This is a genomic window from Burkholderia sp. MSMB617WGS, from assembly GCF_001532025.2.
In the GTDB taxonomy this organism is placed as follows: domain Bacteria; phylum Pseudomonadota; class Gammaproteobacteria; order Burkholderiales; family Burkholderiaceae; genus Burkholderia; species Burkholderia savannae.
The window spans coordinates 2,447,850-2,467,087 of the sequence record NZ_CP013458.1; the positions used below are offsets into that span (position 1 = coordinate 2,447,850).

15 protein-coding genes and 1 pseudogene are annotated in these 19,238 nt (G+C 69.8%); 9 read left to right on the forward strand and 7 right to left on the reverse strand.

The annotated features are described in order from the left end of the window. Positions 1 to 6 precede the first annotated feature (6 nt). Genes WT60_RS31645 through WT60_RS31655 form a run of 3 tightly spaced genes read right to left on the reverse strand, consistent with a single transcriptional unit; the run spans position 7 to position 3,023 of the window. Positions 7 to 1,101 carry an extracellular solute-binding protein gene (locus WT60_RS31645; protein WP_059575508.1) on the reverse strand — a complete coding sequence of 365 codons (1,095 nt, stop codon included), beginning with the start codon at positions 1,099 to 1,101 and terminating at the stop codon, positions 7 to 9. A gap of 25 nt (positions 1,102 to 1,126) precedes the next feature. Continuing rightward, positions 1,127 to 2,170: an ABC transporter ATP-binding protein gene (locus tag WT60_RS31650; RefSeq protein WP_059671544.1), complete on the reverse strand. Its 1,044-nt coding sequence runs from the start codon at positions 2,168 to 2,170 to the stop codon at positions 1,127 to 1,129. A 4-nt stretch (positions 2,171 to 2,174) separates the two neighbouring features. Then, a complete protein-coding gene (locus WT60_RS31655) occupies positions 2,175 to 3,023 on the reverse strand; it encodes an ABC transporter permease subunit (RefSeq protein ID WP_038752221.1) in 849 nt (282 codons plus the stop codon). A 166-nt stretch (positions 3,024 to 3,189) separates the two neighbouring features. Between WT60_RS31655 and WT60_RS31660 the strand changes: the two genes are divergently transcribed. The 7 genes from WT60_RS31660 to WT60_RS31690 all read left to right on the forward strand — a co-directional run bounded on the left by WT60_RS31660 (position 3,190) and on the right by WT60_RS31690 (position 11,970). Next, the gene (locus WT60_RS31660) at positions 3,190 to 4,086 is read left to right on the forward strand and encodes a LysR substrate-binding domain-containing protein (RefSeq protein WP_059575514.1); all 897 of its coding nucleotides are present in this window, start codon (positions 3,190 to 3,192) and stop codon (positions 4,084 to 4,086) included. A gap of 156 nt (positions 4,087 to 4,242) precedes the next feature. After that, a complete protein-coding gene (locus WT60_RS31665; protein ID WP_060355217.1) occupies positions 4,243 to 4,470 on the forward strand; it encodes a hypothetical protein in 228 nt (75 codons plus the stop codon). Between the two features lie 565 nt (positions 4,471 to 5,035). Then, positions 5,036 to 7,300 (forward strand): TonB-dependent hemoglobin/transferrin/lactoferrin family receptor, encoded by a 2,265-nt coding sequence (locus WT60_RS31670; protein WP_038752212.1) that lies wholly within the window; start codon positions 5,036 to 5,038, stop codon positions 7,298 to 7,300. A 56-nt stretch (positions 7,301 to 7,356) separates the two neighbouring features. After that, positions 7,357 to 8,499, forward strand: a complete 1,143-nt coding sequence (locus tag WT60_RS31675) for a hemin-degrading factor (RefSeq protein WP_060355218.1) — start codon at positions 7,357 to 7,359, stop codon at positions 8,497 to 8,499. Continuing rightward, the gene (locus tag WT60_RS31680) at positions 8,496 to 9,422 is read left to right on the forward strand and encodes a helical backbone metal receptor (RefSeq protein ID WP_060355219.1); all 927 of its coding nucleotides are present in this window, start codon (positions 8,496 to 8,498) and stop codon (positions 9,420 to 9,422) included. The genes WT60_RS31675 and WT60_RS31680 overlap by 4 nt, the downstream gene beginning before the upstream one ends. A 241-nt stretch (positions 9,423 to 9,663) precedes the next feature. Next, positions 9,664 to 10,788 carry an iron ABC transporter permease gene (locus tag WT60_RS31685; RefSeq protein ID WP_060355220.1) on the forward strand — a complete coding sequence of 375 codons (1,125 nt, stop codon included), beginning with the start codon at positions 9,664 to 9,666 and terminating at the stop codon, positions 10,786 to 10,788. 363 nt (positions 10,789 to 11,151) lie between these two features. Beyond that, positions 11,152 to 11,970: a heme ABC transporter ATP-binding protein gene (locus tag WT60_RS31690; RefSeq protein WP_060355245.1), complete on the forward strand. Its 819-nt coding sequence runs from the start codon at positions 11,152 to 11,154 to the stop codon at positions 11,968 to 11,970. 27 nt (positions 11,971 to 11,997) lie between these two features. Here the strand turns inward: WT60_RS31690 and WT60_RS31695 are convergent, their stop codons facing one another. Together WT60_RS31695 and WT60_RS31700 are read right to left on the reverse strand one after the other, a co-directional pair. After that, a complete protein-coding gene (locus tag WT60_RS31695) occupies positions 11,998 to 12,606 on the reverse strand; it encodes a trimeric intracellular cation channel family protein (RefSeq protein WP_060355221.1) in 609 nt (202 codons plus the stop codon). Positions 12,607 to 12,618: 12 nt separating this feature from the next. Then, positions 12,619 to 14,751, reverse strand: coding sequence for a PBP1A family penicillin-binding protein (locus WT60_RS31700; protein ID WP_060355222.1), 2,133 nt, complete (start codon positions 14,749 to 14,751; stop codon positions 12,619 to 12,621). Between the two features lie 176 nt (positions 14,752 to 14,927). Here WT60_RS31700 and WT60_RS31705 point away from each other — a divergent pair, with 176 nt between their 5' ends. Further along, a complete protein-coding gene (locus tag WT60_RS31705) occupies positions 14,928 to 15,899 on the forward strand; it encodes an HTH-type transcriptional regulator ArgP (RefSeq protein WP_038752193.1) in 972 nt (323 codons plus the stop codon). Here WT60_RS31705 and ltaE read toward each other — a convergent pair. Then, complete coding sequence (gene ltaE, locus WT60_RS31710) at positions 15,868 to 16,881, reverse strand: low-specificity L-threonine aldolase (RefSeq protein ID WP_038752190.1); 1,014 nt, start codon at positions 16,879 to 16,881, stop codon at positions 15,868 to 15,870. The genes WT60_RS31705 and ltaE overlap by 32 nt on opposite strands. 263 nt (positions 16,882 to 17,144) lie before the next feature. Further along, positions 17,145 to 17,519 (reverse strand): annotated as a pseudogene (locus WT60_RS31715) (hypothetical protein); the annotation flags it as partial. 281 nt (positions 17,520 to 17,800) lie between these two features. Between WT60_RS31715 and WT60_RS31720 the strand changes: the two are divergent. Next, positions 17,801 to 19,213: a cytochrome ubiquinol oxidase subunit I gene (locus WT60_RS31720; protein WP_059646268.1), complete on the forward strand. Its 1,413-nt coding sequence runs from the start codon at positions 17,801 to 17,803 to the stop codon at positions 19,211 to 19,213. The last annotated feature ends 25 nt before the right edge of the window (positions 19,214 to 19,238 follow it).

Here is a 19,238-nt window from a genome sequence, read left to right on the forward strand (position 1 = left end):
CGCTCCTTATTGGCCGAGCGTCGCCTGCGACCACAGCCTGTCGACTTCAGCCTTGCGCGCGGCGGCCTTCACGACGTCGAGCGGGTGCACCTGCGGCGCGTTCGGCATCTTCGCCGCGACGTCCGGCGCGAGCGCGACGCCCGGCACCGCGGGCCGCACGTAGCCGCGCGCGAAGAGCGCCTGGCCGGCATCGCTCATCACGAAGTTGAGCCAGAGCTGCGCGGCCGCGGGATTCGGGCCGTTCTTCACGAGGCTCATCGCGTACGGCGCGGACACGCTGCCGTCCTGCGGAATCACGACGTCGACCGCGTCGCCCATGCCGTCCGCGTACTTCGCTTTCAGGCCGTCGTTCTCGTAGCCGATCAGAATCGGGATCTCGCCCTTCACGAACTTCGCATAGGGCGTCGTGCCCTCGATGCGCAACACGTTGCCCGCATTCTTCAGCTTTCCGAAGAAATCGGCGCCGGGCTTCGGATGGTCGACGCCGCCGCCGAACGCGGATGCCGCCGCGATCACGACGACTTGCCCTTGCCCCGTCGAGCGCGGATCGAGATAGACAACCGCATTCTTGTACTCCGGCTTCAGCAGATCCGACCAGCGCTGCGGCACGTCCTTCACGAGCTTCCTGTTCACGAGGAACGCGACGTTCAGCGAATGCACGGTGAACCAGCGGCCGTCCGCCTCGCGAAACACGGGCGGCAGCTTGTCAAAGTTGATCGGCTTGAACGGCGCGACGACGTCCTTGCCCGCCGCGTCGAGCGCCGACGCCGCGAAGTAGTACGCGGTGTCCGCCTGCGGACGGCGGCGCGACTTGTCGAGCGCGACGACCGTCGCGGCCGAGCCGATGTCGTTGTACGTGAGCTCGATTTTCGGGTAGCGCTTGCGGAACTCCGCGAACAGCGCCTTCCAGTTCGCCCACTCGGGGCCCGTGTCGAACGACACGACGAGCCCCTCGTCGGCGGCCTTCGCATAAAGCGCGTCTTCGCCCGCGTAGAGCGGCGCGGCCTGCGCGCCGTTCGCGACGAGCGTCGCGCAGGCGCCGAGCGCAAGCGCGCATGCGGCGCGACGCAGCGCCGTCAGGATTTGTCGACCTGAAAACATCGTGAATCTCCGTTGAACGAAACAATCATTGCGCGCCGGCCTGCGCCGGCAGCACGAGCAGATGGCGAGGATCAATCGCGATGCCGCGCATGGCGAGCACGCGGCCCTCGCACAGCAGCGGCTCCATTGCGCCGTGCGGCACGAAGTCGTAGCGATGCGTCGCGCCGAAGTAACGAACCTCGCCGAGCGCGCCGCCGATGCGGTTCACGCTGTGCTCGGCCGGATCGGGCTCCACGTGTTCGGGACGCACGAGCACGTCCACCTCGTCTCCCGGCCGATGCGAGCCCGTATCCGCGCGCAGCGTCGCGAAGCGCACGTCGATCGTGTCGCTCGCCAGCACGCGGGCGCGCAGGATCGTCGAGTGGCCGATGAAACGCGCGACCTGCGTCGATACAGGTCGCTCGTACAAATTGCGCGGCGTGCCGACCTGCAGCACGCGCCCGCCGTCGACGATCGCGACGCGATCCGCCATGCTGAGCGCCTCGTCCTGATCGTGCGTGACGAACAGCGTCGTCGCCCGGCACGCGCGCTGCAGCGCGCGAATCTCGTCGCGCAGCTGATGCCGGATGCCCGCGTCGAGCGCGGCGAGCGGCTCGTCGAGCAGCAGCACGGCCGGCTCGATCACGAGCGCGCGGGCAAGCGCGACGCGTTGCTGCTGACCGCCCGACAACTGCGTCGTGCTGCGCGCCGCATGCGCCGCCAGCCCCACTCGCTCGAGCATCTCGAGCGCGCGCCGCCGGCGCGCGGCGGCCGCGACGCCGCGCATGCGCAGGCCATACGCAACGTTGTCGACGACGGACAGATGCGGAAACAGTGCGTACTGCTGAAACACCATGCCGACCTCGCGCCGCCACACCGCCACGCCCGCCATGTCGATCCCGCCGATCGCGACGCGGCCGTCGTAACCGCTCAGCAGCCCCGCGCTCAGGCGCAGGAGCGTCGATTTTCCGGAGCCGCTGCGCCCGATCACGGCGAGCAGCTCGCCGGGCTGCGCGTGCAGCGTGACGGCGTCGACGCCGTGCGCCGCACCGGGGTATCTGAAACTGACGTTGTCGAATTCGAGGCTCATGGCTTCACTTCAGTCGTTGCACGGAATGGATCGATGCGAGCGTCGCCAGCACGGCAAGCAGCAGCAGCACGACGGTCGCCGCGCATGCGATGCCGGACGCGCCGTAGAACGCCTGCAGCAGCACGACGGGGAAATTGCGATAGCGAAAGCCCGCGATCAGGTTCGACACCTGAAACTCGCCGATCGACAGCGCCGCGACCATCACGAGCCCGGAAAACAGGCTCTGCCGCAGGTTCGGCAGCACGATCGTGAAGAACTGCCGCAACGGCGGCGCGCCGAGCGTCGCCGCCGAGGCTTCGAGCTTCGCGAGATCGAGATGGCGCAGGTCGCTCAGCAGCGTCTGCAGCAGGTACGGCAGCGTCAGCACCGCGTGCGCGGCGATCATCAGCGGCAGCGTGCCGAGCCACGGCAGCGCATCGCCGCCGAAGATCACGATGTAGCCGAAGCCGAGCGTGAGCGCGGGCACGCCGATCGGCATCAGCATCACGATGCGCGCCGCGATGCCGCGCCCGCGAAGCGCGCGGTGATGCAGCGCATACGCGAGCGGCACGCCGACGATCGCGTCGAGCCCGCAGCACGCGAGCGCGACGGCAAAGCTCACGCCGAACGCGCGCCTGAAGCTCGCATCGGCGGCCAGCTCGGCGAACCAGCGCCACGTGAAGCCGACGGGCAGCAGCGTGTTCGTCCAGCTCTGCCCGACCGATCCGATCAGCAGCAGCACGATCGGCATCAGCAGATACAGCGCGAACAGCGCGACGGTGCCGTTGACGACGACCGCGCCGAGCGACGGACGGCTTCTGCCGCGACGAAACGGAATACCGTCGGCAATGGCCGCGGCGGTGGTTGAGCGCATGACTGGTCTCGCAGGCGACGAAGGGATGCGGCGCGCGCAACGCCCGCTGGAGCAGGCGTTGCGCGCATCGCGACGACGGCCGCCAGTGTGTGTGCGCGACATGGCATCGTCATGAAAAAAACGTACAAACTCCGCATCGCTCTTTGCACCGACGGAACACTTCACGATGAAGCACCTGTACCCGAACGTCGCCGAGCTGCATGCGTTCGCCAGTTCTGCGAAACATCTGAACTTTTCGTACGCAGCGCGCGAGCTCGGCTTGACGCCGAGCGCGGTCAGCCGGCAGATCGCGAACCTCGAGGCGCTGCTCGGCGTGAAGCTGTTCGTCCGCGAGGGCCGCAACCTCGCGCTCACGCGCGCGGGCCAGGTCTACCAGGCGCGCGTCGCCGGGCCGTTGCGCGAGATCGGCAATGCATCGCTCGAATTGCTGAGCGCGCGCGAAGACAGCGACCTGCTGACGATCGCGAGCGTGCCGACGTTCACGACGAAATGGCTCGTGCCGCGTCTGCCGCACTTTCTCGAGACCGCACCCGACGTCACGCTCAGCTTTCGACGCCATCTCGCACCGGGCGACCCGTTCCCGCTCGGGCTCGACGCGGCGATCCGCTACGGCGACGGCCGCTGGGAAGGCGTTCGATGCGACTATCTCGACGGCCGCACGTTCGTGCCCGTGTGCGCGTCCGAATTCGCCGAGCGCTACGCGCTGCGCGCGCCCGCCGACGTCGCGAACGCGCCGCGGCTCGTGCACGAGCAGGCCGAATGCGCGTGGATCGCATGGGCGGACCGGCATCGCGTCACGCAGATGAACGCACTCGCCGGGCCGCGCTTCGAGCAGTACTCCGTACTGATCCAGGCGGCGCAGGCAGGGCTCGGGATCGCGCTCGTCCCGGCGTTCCTGATCCGCGATCAGCTCGCGGCCGGCACGCTCGCGCAGCCGCTCGACGCGCCCGTCGACGTCGACGAGCAAGGCCACTATCTGTGCTATGCGCCCGAGCGGCTGGAAACGAGCGAGTCGTTGCGGCGCTTGCGCGCATGGATGCTCGGCGAGTGCGCACGCACGTGATGCGCTCCGGATTGTTTCGTGCGCGCGCACATCGCGGGCGCCTTGTCGCGACGAATGCGCGCGCCGCTCGGCTTTTGCGCGCGGCGGACCTAGTATGAAAAGGTGAGCGGCCCGCGATCCCGCGGCGCCGCCTCGCTTTCTTCGACGGAGGTCGGCATGAACGTCCAGGCGCTGTCCGGCATGCTTCACGCTCAGGAATTGCTGCTCGTCTCGCTGATCCGCGCGCTTCCGGTCGACACGCGCCGAGCGCTCGCCGACGAGTTCGACCGGCAGATCCAGCTCGCGGAATCGTCGCATCTCGACTCGCCGCGCGATCGAGAAGCGCATGAGGCGTTTCTCGCGCACGTGCGCAAGCTGCTGATCCGGCTCGAATCGATGTCGTAATCGGCGCGCGCGCAGCCCCCGCCACGAATCGCGGAGAATCGCCGCGAGCCGCCGCGGTAGAAAACGCGGAAGGCCGTTAGGCGACGGCCGCCGATGCCGTCTGATTGTGCCGCCTGCGCGGCCGCTGCTGCGAAACCACATCGAAGCCACATCGAAACTACATCGAAACCGCATCGAAACCGCATCGGCTCGCCGCGTCGAGAGGCGCGCATGCACGCCGAAGGCGGGCGCCGTTCAGCGCTCGCGCTGGATGCAGCCCCGCGTGCGCTCATCCTCGAAGGCGTTGACCGGCGCAGACCGTTAGTTGCGGACAATAAGCGCTCGCAGACATGACGGCATGACGTCGCCCGCCACATCGACCGGCTTCCCGCATGATGAGCGAGGCCGTTTCTCGAATTGAATTGCGAATGATTCTCAATTACACTCTGCGTTCGTTTCGACGAACCTTTCCTTTCAACCTGCCCGCGCCGTTCGCGGCGCGCGGGCGCCAGCCAGGTGCACGCGTCACCCAGCCAGCCTCCGGGCTCATACGTCACTGGGAGACCAAACCGTGCATCAACCTCTGTTGGCGCGGCGGCCGCTTCGCGCCGCGCTGTTCGGCGCCTTCGGCATCTACGCGGCAGCCGCGCGCGCCGCCGGCGCCGCCTCCGAACCCGCCGTCGCCGCGCCGCCGTCCGCCGCGTCCGCGCCGCATGCGGCGATCGCCGGCGCGCGCGCGCTCGACCCGATCACCGTCACCGCGACGCGCACCGCGTCGGCTGCGAGCCGCACCGCGGCGAGCGTGTCGGTGATCACCGATTCGGACCTCGAAGAACAGCAAGCCGACAACATCAAGGACGCGCTGCGCTACGAGCCGGGCGTCACCGTGCGCCGCACCGCGTACCGCCCGGCAACGGCGGCGCTCGGCGGCGGCCGCGACGGCGATTCGAGCATCAACATCCGAGGCCTCGAAGGCAATCGCGTGCTGCTGATGGAAGACGGCATCCGGCTGCCGAGCGCGTTTTCGTTCGGCCCGCTCGAAGCGGGCCGCGGCGATTACGCCGATCTCGATACGCTCCGACGCATCGAGATCCTGCGCGGCCCGGCGTCGTCGCTGTACGGCAGCGACGGCCTGACAGGCGCCGTCAACTTCATCACGAAGGACCCGTCCGACCTGCTGTCGATCTATCGCAAGAAGACCTACTTCTCGTTGCGGCCGAGCTACGACTCGGTCGACCGCAGCGTCGGCGCAACCGTGTCCGCGGCCGCGGGCAACGATCGCGTGCAGGGGATGCTGATCGCATCCGGCCGCCGCGGCCACGAAGTGGATACGCACGGCGGCGACAATTCCGCGAGCACGAAGCGCACAACCGCGAATCCTCAGGATGTCTACACGGAATCGCTGCTAGGCAAGCTGACGATCACGCCGACATCGCGCGACACGTTCAAGTTCACCGCCGAGACGATGCGGCGCCGAGTCGACACGAACGTGCTGTCGGCGATCAACCCGCCGACGACGCTCGGCCTCACCGCGAACGACAAGCTCGAGCGCAACCGCTTCAGCGTCGATTACGACTTCCGCGACGACGCCGCACGCTGGTTCCAGACCGCGCACGTTCAGTTCTACTATCAGGAATCGACGCAGGATCAGGATTCGTTCGAGACGCGCGGCGGCCGGCTGCAGTCGCGCTCACGCTCGAACCATTACAGCGAGCGCGCGTTCGGCGGCTCCGCGTTCGCCGAAAGCGGCTTCTCGACCGGACCGCTCGCGCACAAGCTGCTGTACGGCGTCGACGGCAGCATCGACCGGATCAAGAGCCTGCGCGACGGCACGGTCGCGAGCCCAGGCGAATCGTTTCCGAACAAGGCGTTTCCGGATACCGACTACACGCTGTTCGGCGCGTTCGTGCAGGACCAGATCGGCTTCGGCAAGCTGCTCGTCACGCCGGGGCTGCGCTTGGACGCATATCGGCTGAGCCCGACGTCGGGCGATCCGCTCTTCACCGGCAAGACGGTCAGCTCGAGCGATCACGAGCTCTCGCCGCGCGTGGCGGTGCTGTACGAAGTGACGCCCGCGCTGATTCCGTACGCGCAGTATGCGCACGGCTTCCGCACGCCGATGCCCGATCAGGTCAACAACAGCTTCTCGAATCCGCTCTACGGCTATACGTCGATCGGGAATCCGAACTTGAAGCCCGAGACGAGCGACACCGTCGAAGCCGGCCTGCGCGGCACGCTCGGCACGGGTTACGGGCCGCTGCGCTACAGCGTCGCCGCGTTCGCCGGCCGCTATCGCGACTTCATCTCGCAACGCACGATCGGCGGCAGCGGCCGGCCGAACGATCCGCTCGTGTTCCAGTACGTGAACTTCGCGAACGCCCGCATCCACGGCTTCGAAGGGCGCGCCGAGTGGGTGATGCCGAACGGCTTCACGCTGAAGACCGCGATGGCGTTCACGAAGGGCACGACGCAGGACAACGGCGCGGCGAGCGAGCCGCTCGACACGGTCAACCCGTTCTCCGCCGTGCTCGGCGTGCGCTACGAGCCGAGCGAGCGCTGGTTCGCGCAGGCCGACCTGCTGTTCCAGGCGGCCAAGCGCGGCCGCGACGTGTCGTCGGCCGCGTGCCAGAAGAAAACGTGCTTCACGCCGCCTTCGTCGTTCGTCGTCGATGTGCGCGGCGGCTATCGCTTCAACAAGCACGTGAGCGCGTACCTCGGCATTCACAACCTGTTCGACCGCAAGTACTGGAACTGGTCGGACGTGCGCGGCATCGCCGCCGATTCGAACGTGCTCGACGCATACACGGCTCCGGGCCGCAGCGTCGCGGTCAGCATGAAGGTGGATTTCTGATGCGGCCCGCACGCCTTTTCCCAATCCGGCCCGTCCGGCAATCGAGGATCTCCGTCATGATGAACACCGCCGCTCCCGCCTCTTCGTCGCCCCACGCGCTCGCGCCGGCCGAGTTGCGCGATGCGTTCCTGCATCTGAAAGAAACCCGCAAGCTGCGCAACCGCGATGTCGCGCACCTGCTCGGCATCAGCGAAGGCGAAGCGCTCGCGGCGTTCGCGGGCGAGCGCGTCGTGCGGCTCGAGCCGAGCTTCGTCGAGCTGTTCGAGGAGATGCCGCGCTTGGGCGCCGTGATGGCGCTCACGCGCAACGCGGCCGCCGTGCACGAGAAGGACGGCGCGTTCGAGCAGATGAGCCACGACGGCCCGGTCGGGCTCGCGCTCGGCGCGATCGATTTGCGCATCTTCTACCGCAACTGGGCGGCGGGCTTCGCCGTGTACGAGCCGACCGCGCACGGCGTGATGAAGAGCCTGCAGTTCTTCGATGCGCAAGGCGACGCGGTGCACAAGGTCTATTTGCGCAAGCACAGCGATCACGATGCGTTCGACGCGTTCGTGTCGCGCTGGCGGATGCCGGTGCAATCGCCCGCGTTCGAGGCCGCGCCCGCGCCGCTCGCGTTCGTCGAGCGGCCAGACGGCGAAATCGACGCGGCGGGCCTGCGCGCCGCGTGGGATGCGATGACCGACACGCACCAGTTCCATGGCATCGTGCGCCGCTTCGGCGTCGCGCGCACGCAGGCGTTGCGGCTAGCCGGCGACAAGCGCGCGCATCGCGTCGCGACCGATGCGATGCGGCGCGTGCTCGAGCGCGCCTCGCAGACGCGGCTGCCGATCATGGTGTTCGTCGGCAATCGCGGCATGATTCAGATCCACACCGGGACCGTGACGAACATCCGCCGGATGGGCTCGTGGATCAACGTGCTCGACGAGGATTTCAACCTGCATCTGCGCGAGGATCTCGTCGCGTCCGCTTGGGCCGTGAGAAAGCCGACGAGCGACGGCGTCGTCACGTCGGTCGAGCTGTTCGATGCTGCGGGCGACAACATCGCGATGCTGTTCGGCGCGCGCAAGCCGGGACAGCCGGAGCTCGCGGGCTGGCGCGATCTCGTGCGCGCGCTGCCGACGATCGACGCCGCGGATGCGGCCCACGCGACGGACGTGGCCGGCGCGCCCGACTCGACCGACGCCGAGGTCGCGCGATGAGCCGGTCTTCGCGCATCGATGCACGCCGGCGCGCATGGCTCGCGGGCACGGGCGCGCTCGTGTTCGCGGCCGCGCATGCGGGCGCTTTCGCGCGCACGCCGGCGAGCGGGCCGCCCAAGCGCGTCGTCGCGATCGGCGGCGCGCTCGCCGAGACGATCTACGCGCTGGGCGGCGCGCGGACCGCGCGCTACGAACTCGTCGGCACCGACACCACGTGCACGTATCCGGAAGCCGCGCGGCGCTTGCCGAAGATCGGTTATCAGCGCGCGTTGTCCGCGGAAGGATTGTTGTCGCTTCGGCCGGATCTCGTGCTCGCGTCGGCGGAAGCGGGGCCGCCCGCCGCGCTCTCGCAGGTCGCGCGCGCGGGCGTGGCCGTCACGGCGTTCGACGAGGCGCACGATGTCGAATCGGTGCGCCGCAAGATCCGCGGCATCGCGCAGGCGCTGTCGCTGCAGGGCGCGGGCGACATGCTGCTCGCGCGCTTCGATCGCGACTGGCTCGCGGCGCGCGCGGCGGTCGACGCCGCGCCGCCTCGCACGCCGCGGCACACGCCCGCGCGCGTGCTGTTCGTGCTCAACCACACCGGCAACCAGGCGCTCGTCGCCGGCCAGCAGACGGCCGCCGACGCGATGATCCGCTACGCGGGCGCGCACAACGCGATGCAGGGATTCGATCGCTACAAGCCTCTGACCGCCGAGGCGCTGGTCGCGGCCGAGCCCGACGTCGTGCTGATCTCGGACGAGGGGCTGCAGGCGGCGGGCGGGCGCGACGCGCTGCTCGCCGCGCCCGGCTTCGCGGCGACGCCGGCCGGGCGCGCGCGGCGCGTCGTGTCGCTCGACGCGCTGTTCCTGCTCGGCTTCGGGCCGCGTCTGCCGCAGGCGGTCGCCGCGCTGCAACGCCGGCTGAACAGCACGCTCGCCTGAACATGCGAGATCGACGACATCCGCGCCGGATCGCCGCGGCGCATCGCGTCGCGCGTCGATCGCACGCAATCGTTCGGTTTCCTGAAGTCTTCGCCGCACTTGCGCGCCCCCGGGGCGGCGCGATCGAAACGCCACGCCTCGCGCGCCACGAAGCGTCCGCCGCATCACGGCACGCGGCGGACGTCGGCCGTTTCTCGCCCGCGTCGACGCGCTCGCCGTCTCACCGGTTCGATATCTCACGATGACCATCGCCGCCCGTTCTCCGTCAGTCGACCCCGCGCGCGCCGCCGCGCACAGGCCGACGTTCGCGTCGTCGATCGCCGCCGCGCTCCGCCGACGGCGCGCGGCGTGGACGCTCGCCGTGTTGATCGCCGCACTCGCCGCCGCGTCGATCGCCGCGCTCTGCATCGGCGCGTACCGGCTCACGCCCGCGCAACTGCTCGACGCGCTCGCCGCGACCGATGCGCGGCTCGCGAGCGATGCCGCGCTGCGCCAGGCGCGCGCGGTGCTGCTCGACATCCGTGCGCCGCGCGTCGTGCTCGCACTGCTCGTCGGCGCGGGCTTCGGCGCGGCGGGCGCCGCGATGCAGGCGCTGTTTCGCAATCCGCTCGCCGATCCGGGCCTGATCGGCGTATCGAGCGGCGCGGCGCTCGGCGCATCGGCGTTGATCGTGCTCGGCCCGCTCGCCGCCGCTCCGGTTGCGCTCGGCTTCCTGCCCGTCGCCGCATTCGGCGGCGCGCTCGCCGTTGCGGCGCTCGTCTACCGGCTCGCCGTCTCGCGCGGCCGGCTCGCGCTGCCGCTGCTGCTGCTCGCGGGCATCGCGATCAACGCGCTCGCCGGCGCCGCGATCGGACTACTCACGTATGTCGCCGACGACGCACAATTGCGCTCGCTGACGTTCTGGAGCCTCGGCAGCGTCGGCGGCGCGCAGTGGCGCGCGATCGCCGCCGTCGCGCCGTTCGCGCTCGCCGGCTGCGCGCTGCTCGCGCGCGAGCGGCACGCGCTGAACGCGCTGCAACTCGGCGAAACCGAAGCGCTGCATCTTGGCGTGCCGGTGCAGCGCGTGAAGCGGCGCGTGCTCGTCGGAACCGCGATGTGCGTCGGCGCGCTCGTGTCGTGCACCGGCGCGATCGGCTTCATCGGGCTCGTCGCGCCGCATTGCGTGCGCCTCGCGGCCGGCCCCGATCAGCGGATCGCGATGCCGGGCGCGGCGCTCCTCGGCGCGCTGATCGCGGTCACCGCCGATCTCGCCGCGCGAACGCTCGCCGCGCCGGCGGAGATTCCGCTCGGCATCCTGACCGCGCTGATCGGCGCGCCGTTCTTTCTCGCGCTGCTGTGGAAGCGGCGCGGCGCACTGGGGGCGTAGGATGCGCATGAGATTTCATGGTCGGCATGTCGCACGCCTCTTCGCGCGCCGGTCGATTTGTCACATCGATATGATCTCGAAGGTGAACTTACGCGCCGCTTTGCGATCGGCTATATCGAATCGCATATCGAATCGCATATCGAATCGCATATCGAATCGCATATCGAATCGCATATCGAATCGCATATCGAATCGCATATCGAATCGCATATCGAATCGCATATCGAATCGCATATCGAATCGCATATCGAATCGCATATCGAATCGCATATCGAATCGCATATCGAATCGCATATCGAATCGCATATCGAATCGCATATCGAATCGCATATCGAATCGCACTTCGACGCCGCATCGAACGCCATGCTGATCGCCGATCGCCTTCACGTCGCACGCGCCGGCGGCGTGATCCTTCACGACCTGTCGGTCCGGATCGCGCCCGGCCGCGTCACCGCACTGCTCGGGCGCAACGGCGCGGGCAAGAGCACGCTGCTCAAGGTGCTCGCGGGCGACTTGTCGACGGGCGGCGGCGCGCGCGGCGCGACCGTGCGCGGCGACGTCACGCTGAACGGCGAGCCGCTTGGCCGGATCGACGCCCCGCGTCTCGCGCGGCTGCGCGCCGTGCTTCCGCAAGCGTCGCAGCCCGCGTTTGCGTTCAGCGCGCTCGACGTCGTGCTGCTCGGCCGCTATCCGCACACGCGCCGCACCGGCGCGCCCGCGCGCGAGGACAACGAGATCGCGTCACAGGCGCTCGCGCTGGCGGGCGCTTCGGCGCTCGACGCGCGCGACGTGACGACGCTGTCGGGCGGCGAGCACGCGCGCGTGCAGTTCGCGCGCGTGCTCGCGCAGCTCTGGCCGTCCGGCGACACGGCGCGCGCGCCGCGCTACCTGCTGCTCGACGAACCGACCGCCGCGCTCGATCTCGCGCACCAGCATCAATTGCTCGACACGGTCCGACGCCTGTCGCGCGACTGGAACATCGGCGTGCTGACGATCGTCCACGATCCGAATCTCGCCGCGCGCCACGCGGATCGCATCGCGATGCTCGCGGACGGCGCGATCGTCGCCGACGGCGCGCCCGCCGACGTATTGCGCCCCGATGCGATCGAGCGTTGCTACGGCTTTCGCGTGCGCCTCGTCGACGCGGGCGACGGCGTCGCGCCCGTCATCGTGCCTGCATGAGCGGGCCGCGCGCATGCGGCGCGGGCCTCAGCCCGCGTCCGCCGCGTGAAACGCCTTCAGCCGCCAGCCGCGGCGCACGGCGAGCATCCGCACCGAGAATCCCGCGATCAGCGCGACGACGGTCGCGACGCCTTGCGCGACGCCGATCGTCGTCATGCCGACATACAGCCCGCCCGTCAGCAACGCGATGCTCGCGTACAGCTCCTTGCGCAGCACGAGCGGCATCTCGTTGCAGAGCAGGTCGCGCAGCATCCCGCCGCAAACGCCGGTGATCGCGCCCGCGAGCACGATCACGACCGGGCTGTCGTTGACGGTCGCCGCCACGTCGCAGCCGATGATCGAGAACGCCGCGAGCCCGAGCGCGTCGACCGTGGTGAACAGCGATTTCAGCCGCGCGACGTGCGTCGCCGTCATCGATGCGAAGGTCGCCGCCGCGAGCGTCAGCAGCAGGTATTCGGGATGCGCGACCCAGGTGAGCGGATAACGGCCGAGCAGCACGTCGCGCACGGTGCCGCCGCCCAGCGCCGTCACCGCGCCGACGAGCGCGAGGCCGAAGCGGTCCATCCCGCGCTGCATGCCCATCAGCGCGCCCGACATCGCTTCCGCGACGATCGCGATCAGGTAGAGCGTATGCATGCGTGCCCTCGCTCAGTCTTCCGTGCGGAACAGTTCGAGCACGCGCGCGCGTTCAGTCGCGTCGACGGCGGGCGGCGTCGACGCGCCCGCCAGCGCGGCGGCCGGCGCGCCGGCCGCCGCCGGCGCACGGCGCACCGCGTCGCACGCGAACGGGCTGCGAACGAACGGCGGCAGCGGCGGCGTGCACTTGCCGCTCGCGGCTTCGGCGTAGACGAAATCGCCGTCGACGAGCACGACGTCCGCGGGCGGCGTCCGGTCGATCGCCTTGCGGCCGCCGATCGCGGTCTTCATGTAGTCGACCCACACAGGCAGCGCGAGCGACGAGCCCGTCGCGCGGCCGAGGCTGCGCGGCGCGTCGTAGCCCATCCACACGACCGACACGACGCCCGACGAATAGCCGCCGAACCAGACGTCCTTCGAGCCGTTCGACGTGCCGGTCTTGCCCGCCGCGTCGGAACGATTCAGCGCGAGCGCGCGGCGCGCGGTGCCGTGACGCACGACGTCGCGCAGCATGTCGTCCATCACGAATGCGTTGCGCTCCGAAATGACGCGCACGCCGGTTGCCGGCTGCGCGTCGAACAGCACGCCGCCGTGCCGCTGCCGGACCGATTCGATCAGGCGCGGCTCCATGCGCACGCCGTCGTTCGCGAACACCGCGTACGCGCTCGCGATCTGCAGCGGCGTCGCCGCGCCCGCGCCGAGCGCGAGCGGCAGCGACGCGGGATTGCGTTGCGGCTCGAAGCCGAAGCGAGCCGCGTGCTGCTGCACGAAGTCGGGCTGCGCGGCCTGCATCAGGCTGACCGCGACGAGGTTCTTCGAGCGCATCAGCCCGCGCCGCACCGGAATGAAGCCTTCGTAGTTGTTGCCGAAATTGCGCGGCCGCCACGGGTTCGCGCCCGTCTCCTCGCGCGACAGCGTGCGTTGCGCGTCGTCGACGAGCACGCCGGGGAACATGCCCTTTTCCAGCGCGGCCGAGTAGACGAACGGCTTGAAGCTCGAGCCGGGCTGCCGGTACGCCTGCAGCGCGTGGTCGAACGAATTGCGCGCGAAATCCGCGCCGCCCGCGAGCGCGAGGATGTCGCCCGTCGCCGCGTCGACCGACACGAGCGCGCCCTCGAGCGCGTCCTTCGCGTCGCGCCGGCCGCCGCGCGTGAGGCCGCGCGCGAGCGCCGCCTCGGCCGCGCGCTGATCGCGCATCGCGATCGTCGTCGTCACGTCGAGGCCGAGCGTATACGCATCGTCATGAAAACGCTCGACCATCATCCGCCGCGCGCGCTCCGCGACGTACGGCGCGGCGACGATGCCGGGCGGCGGCGTGGTCGCGAGCGCGATCGGCGCGCCGGCGGCCTGCCGGTATGCGGCTTCGTCGAGATACCCGAGCGCGCGCATGCGGCCGAGCACGTAGTTGCGGCGCGTCGTCGCGCGCGCCGGATTGACGACCGGATTGAATGCGGACGGCGCCTTCGGCAGGCCGGCGAGCACGGCCGCCTCGCCGGGCGTGAGCGCATCGAGCGGCTTGCCGAAGTAGACCGACGCGGCGGCCGCGAATCCGTACGCGCGCTCGCCGAGATAGATCTCGTTCATGTACAGCTCGAGCAGCTTGTCCTTGCTGTACGCGCGCTCGAGCTTGTACGACATCAGGATCTCGGCGAGCTTGCGGCTCAGCACCTTGTCGCGCGTGAGAAAGAAATTGCGCGCGACTTGCATCGTGATCGTGCTGCCGCCCTGCCCCGGCTGGCCGGTGACGACGTTCGCGAACGTCGCGCGCGCGAGGCCGCCGATGTCGACCGCGCCGTGCGTGTAGAACTGCGCGTCCTCGGCGGCGAGCAGCGCGTGGCGCACGAGCGGCGGGATGCGTTCGAGCGGCACGAACTCGCGGCGCTCGACGCCGTATTCGGCGAGCAACTCGCCGTCGCGCGAAAAGATCCGCAGCGGCAGCGCCGGCCGGTAGACGGAGAGCGGCTCGACGGACGGCAACTGCGTCCAGATGCGCTGCAGCGTCCACGTGCCGACCGCGCCGCCCGCGATCGCCGCGCCGAGCACGAGGCCCGCGAGCGTGCGGAAATAGCGGCGGCGCCGCGGCGCGGGCTCCTGCGGTGGCGTCGGCGCGGCCTGCCGCGACGTGTTCGGCGTGTAATCGGTCATGTCGAAATCCTTCCTTTGCAGATGCGGCGTGCGGCGTCGTGCGAATGTTGCAGTGCACGATGCGCACGCGCGCATTGTCCGGGGAGGACACAGACATCGGTACAATATTTAGCTTAAGTTGATTACGCTAAATTTTATTTAGGAAGCCGGTTTCGCCGGCGCAACGCGATTCATAGATGACGATCGATCCGAAACAGGCGGCGGCGCTCGTCGCCGTTGCCGATACCGGCAGCTTCGAGCAGGCGGCGGCCCGGCTGCACGTGACCGCGTCGGCCGTCACGCAGCGCGTGCGCGCGCTCGAGACGAGCCTCGGCGCGCCGCTCCTGCTGCGCACGCGGCCGTGCCGGCCGACGGCCGCCGGCCAGCGCGTGCTGCAGCACCTGCGCCGCATGGCGCTGTTGCAGGCGGATCTGCAGGCCGATCTCGACGCGGAGCGCGGCTCGACGATCGCGGTTGCGATCGCGCTCAATTCGGACAGCCTCGGGTCGTGGTTCCTGCCCGCGCTGACGTCGGTGCTCGCGGGCGAGCGGATGCTGTTCGAGCTGATCGTCGAGGATCAGGATCACACGTTCGCGCTGCTCGAAAGCGGGATGGCGATCGGCTGCGTGACGACGCAGAGCAAGCCGATGCGCGGCTGCTTCGCGAAGCCGCTCGGCACGATGCGCTACCGGCTGATCGCCGCGCGGGAATTCGCCGCGCGCTGGTTTCCGCACGGCCTGACGCGCGAGAGCGCGCGCGACGCGCCCGTCGTCGCGCACGGCCGGCGCGACACGCTGCAGTCGTCGTTTCTGAGGGACAAGCTCGGCCTGCCGGACGGCGCGTTTCCGTGCCATTACGTGCCGGGCACGCACGCGCACTTCGCGGCCGTGCGGCACGGGCTCGGCTATGCGATGGTGCCCGAGCTGCTGCTCGGCCCCGGCTCGCCCGCCGAGCAAGGGCTCGTCGATCTCGCGCCCGCGCATTCGACCGACGTGTCGCTGTACTGGCACGCGTGGACGGTGCAGTCGCCGAAGATGGAATCGCTGTCGTCGCGGGTCGTCGAGGCCGCGCGGCAACTGCTCGCGCCGCCGCACGCCGCCGGGGCGACGGCCGCCGCGACCGCGCGGCCCGCGTCCGTCAGGCGCGCGAACGCGCGAAGTACGCGCTGATCGCGGCGACGGCCGTGTCGATGTCGTCGCGCGACACGTCGCAGTGCGTGACGAAGCGCGACGAATACAGCATCTGCGTGAGGATGCCGCGCTCCTTCAGCCACGCTTCGAGCGGCGCGCAATCGGCCTCGGGGATCTGCGCGAACACCATGTTCGTCGCCTGCGACAGCACCTTCACCGGCTCGATCCGCGCGAGCCCCTGCGCGAGGCGCTCGGCGTTCGCGTGATCGTCGGCGAGGCGCTCGACGTTGTGCTCGAGCGCATACAGGCACGCGGCCGCGAGCACACCCGCCTGCCGCATGCCGCCGCCGAGCACCTTGCGCCAGCGGTGCGCGCGGTCGATCAGCGCGCGGCTGCCGACGAGCACCGAGCCGACCGGCGCGCCGAGCCCCTTCGAAAAGCAGATCGAAATCGAATCGAACGGCGCGCACAGCTCGGCGATCGGGCGGCCCGACGCGACGGCCGCGTTGCACACGCGCGCGCCGTCGAGATGCGTCGAGAGCCCGCGGCTGCGCGCGAGCGCGACCGCTTCGTCGACGTAGCCCGCGGGCAACACCTTGCCGCCGATCGTGTTCTCGAGCGCGAAGAGGCGTGAGCGGGCGAAGTGATCGTCGATCGGCTTGATCGCGGCCGCGATCTTCTCGAGCGGCAGCGTGCCGTCAGCGGCGTTCTCGATCGGCTGCGGCTGGATGCTGCCGAGCACCGCCGCGCCGCCGCCTTCGTACTTGTACGTGTGCGCGGCCTGGCCGACGATGTACTCGTCGCCGCGCTCGCAATGCGACATCAGCGCGGCGAGATTGCTCTGCGTGCCGCTCGGAAAGAACAGCGCCGCCTCCTTGCCCGCGCGCTCCGCGACGGCGGCCTGCAGACGCGCGACGGTCGGATCGTCGCCCCACACGTCGTCGCCCACTTCGGCGGCCGTCATCGCGGCCAGCATCGGCGCGCTCGGGCGCGTCACGGTATCGCTGCGTAAATCGATCATCTGGGTTCCCGTCGGAGTCTCGTCGAAGAAGCGCCGGCGCTCGCGCGCGGCGATGCGATACTCCGAGTGTACGCAAATCGTCCGCGCGCCGCTGAGCGCGGCGGCGCGAAACGGCGTGCGGCGAACGAACGACCGGCGCGGCGAGGTCGGCGCGAGAGCCGGCCTTCTCGCCCGCCGAGCCGTGGCGCCGCCGCGCCCGGCGCGACCTCCGGCAGGCAGCGCATGCCGACGGCCGTAGCCGCTCAGATCCCGCCGCACGCCGCTCAGTACGCACCCGGCGGCGGTGGCGGCGGCATGCCGGGCGGCAGCGGCGGCGCGTCCGGCGCGTAGCCGCCGCCTCCGTAGCCTCCGTCGCCATAACCGCCGCGCCGCGCGCCGCCCGGCACCGGCACGCGGTCGCCCGCCGCGTACATGCATTGCATGTACGCACAGTCGTAGCGGCGCTGCACTTCGTACGCCGAGCCCTGCGCGGTGCCCGCGCCAACCACGCTGCCCGCGAGAAGGCCGGCTCCCGCGCCGAGCGCCGTGCCGAGCGCCGCGCTGCCGAGCGCGCTCGCCGTCGATGCCTGGTTCGCGCTCACGCCGCCCACCTGCCCGAACGCGAACTGCCGGCAGTTCGCGCCGTCGGCGCGCTCGCGCCGCGCCGGCCGCGCAATCGCAGCGCGGTCAATTGCCGCAGGCGCGTCAACCCGACGCGCCCCGCGCTATCACACAAAAGCGCTTCAAACTTGATACCAATCAACGATTTAAGTCGACCAACCGCGCGGCGGCGCTGGACATCTGCGACGAGTTGGCGCATTTCGCACCGCAACATGCAGCGCCATACTCCGAACCGACTCTTCAGCCGCGGCCTTGCACGCGCGGCGCAGGGGCCGCCGGCAGCCCCGCCGGCGGGTGTCGTCAGCTTCGGTCTACCCGCATGGAAACCGCTATTTCGGCCCTCGATCTGGCCCGCGTGCAGTTCGCATTCACCGTCTCCTTCCACATCGTCTTTCCCGCGCTGAGCATCGGGCTCGCGAGCTTCATCGCCGTGCTCGAATACCGATGGCTCAAGACCGGCAAGGCGTACTACAAAAACCTTTGCCTCTTCTGGTCGAAGATCTTCGCCGTCGCGTTCGGCATGGGCGTCGTGTCCGGCGTCGTGATGGCCTATCAGTTCGGCACGAACTGGTCCGGCTTCTCGAGCTTCGCCGGCTCCGTCACCGGCCCGCTGCTGATGTACGAAGTGATGACCGCATTCTTCCTCGAAGCGGGCTTCCTCGGCATCATGCTGTTCGGCTGGAACCGCGTGAGCCCGCGCGCGCACTTCGGCGCGACGCTGATGGTCGCGATCGGCACGATCATCTCGACGTTCTGGATTCTCGCGTCGAACAGCTGGATGCAGACGCCGCAGGGCTTCGAGATCGTCGACGGCCAGGTCGTGCCGACCGACTGGTTCGCGATCATCTTCAACCCGTCGTTTCCGTACCGGCTCGCGCACATGGCGCTCGCGGCGTTCATCGTCGCCGCGCTCGTCGTCGCCGCGACGGCCGCGTGGCACCTGCTGAAGGGCCGCCGCGACAAGGCCGTGAAGAAGATGTTCTCGATGTCGCTGTGGCTCTTGCTCGTGCTCGCGCCGCTGCAGGCCGTGATCGGCGACCAGCACGGCATCAACACGCTCCGCCACCAGCCCGCGAAGCTCGCCGCGATCGAGGGCCTGTGGGAAACCGAGCAGGGCGGCACCGCATTGAACCTGTTCGGCATCCCCGACATGAAGGCGGAAACGACGCGCTACGCGGTGTCGATCCCGCACCTCGGCAGCCTGATCCTCACGCATAGCTGGGACGGCGAGATCCGCGGGCTGAAGTCGTTCCCGCCCGAGGATCGCCCGAATTCGACCGTCGTGTTCTGGAGCTTCCGCGTGATGGTCGGGCTCGGCTTCGCGATGATCGGCCTCGCCGCCGCCGCGTGGCTGCTGCGCCGGCGCGGGCGCCTCTACGAAGCGAAATGGTTCCACCAGTTCGCGCTCGCGATGGGCCCGACGGGCTTCGTCTCGCTGCTCGCCGGCTGGGTGACGACCGAAGTGGGCCGCCAGCCGTGGGTCGTGTACGGCGTGATGCGCACGTCGCACGCGGTGTCGCCGCTGTCGACGCAGCAGGTCAGCGTATCGCTGATGACGTTCGTCGTCGTCTACTTCCTCGTGTTCGGCACGGGCGCGTACTACATGCTGAAGCTGATGAAGAAGGGCCCCGCGCTGCCGGGCGACACGCCCGACGACGCGCACGACGCGCGAGCCGACCGCACCGCCCGCCGCCCGCTGTCGGCCGCGAACCAGTTGATCGACGCCGCGTGAAGCCGGCGCGCCAAAAAGCCAAGCG

Coding starts and splice junctions, on each gene's coding strand:
- WT60_RS31650 (WP_059671544.1), bottom strand. CDS start 2,170: ATGAGCCTCGAATTCGACAACGTCAGTTTCAGATACCCCGGTGCGGCG.
- WT60_RS31720 (WP_059646268.1), top strand. CDS start 17,801: ATGGAAACCGCTATTTCGGCCCTCGATCTGGCCCGCGTGCAGTTCGCA.
- WT60_RS31655 (WP_038752221.1), bottom strand. CDS start 3,023: ATGCGCTCAACCACCGCCGCGGCCATTGCCGACGGTATTCCGTTTCGT.
- WT60_RS31645 (WP_059575508.1), bottom strand. CDS start 1,101: ATGTTTTCAGGTCGACAAATCCTGACGGCGCTGCGTCGCGCCGCATGC.
- WT60_RS31680 (WP_060355219.1), top strand. CDS start 8,496: ATGAGCCGGTCTTCGCGCATCGATGCACGCCGGCGCGCATGGCTCGCG.
- ltaE (WP_038752190.1), bottom strand. CDS start 16,881: ATGATCGATTTACGCAGCGATACCGTGACGCGCCCGAGCGCGCCGATG.
- WT60_RS31705 (WP_038752193.1), top strand. CDS start 14,928: ATGACGATCGATCCGAAACAGGCGGCGGCGCTCGTCGCCGTTGCCGAT.
- WT60_RS31685 (WP_060355220.1), top strand. CDS start 9,664: ATGACCATCGCCGCCCGTTCTCCGTCAGTCGACCCCGCGCGCGCCGCC.
- WT60_RS31675 (WP_060355218.1), top strand. CDS start 7,357: ATGATGAACACCGCCGCTCCCGCCTCTTCGTCGCCCCACGCGCTCGCG.
- WT60_RS31660 (WP_059575514.1), top strand. CDS start 3,190: ATGAAGCACCTGTACCCGAACGTCGCCGAGCTGCATGCGTTCGCCAGT.
- WT60_RS31700 (WP_060355222.1), bottom strand. CDS start 14,751: ATGACCGATTACACGCCGAACACGTCGCGGCAGGCCGCGCCGACGCCA.
- WT60_RS31665 (WP_060355217.1), top strand. CDS start 4,243: ATGAACGTCCAGGCGCTGTCCGGCATGCTTCACGCTCAGGAATTGCTG.
- WT60_RS31690 (WP_060355245.1), top strand. CDS start 11,152: ATGCTGATCGCCGATCGCCTTCACGTCGCACGCGCCGGCGGCGTGATC.
- WT60_RS31695 (WP_060355221.1), bottom strand. CDS start 12,606: ATGCATACGCTCTACCTGATCGCGATCGTCGCGGAAGCGATGTCGGGC.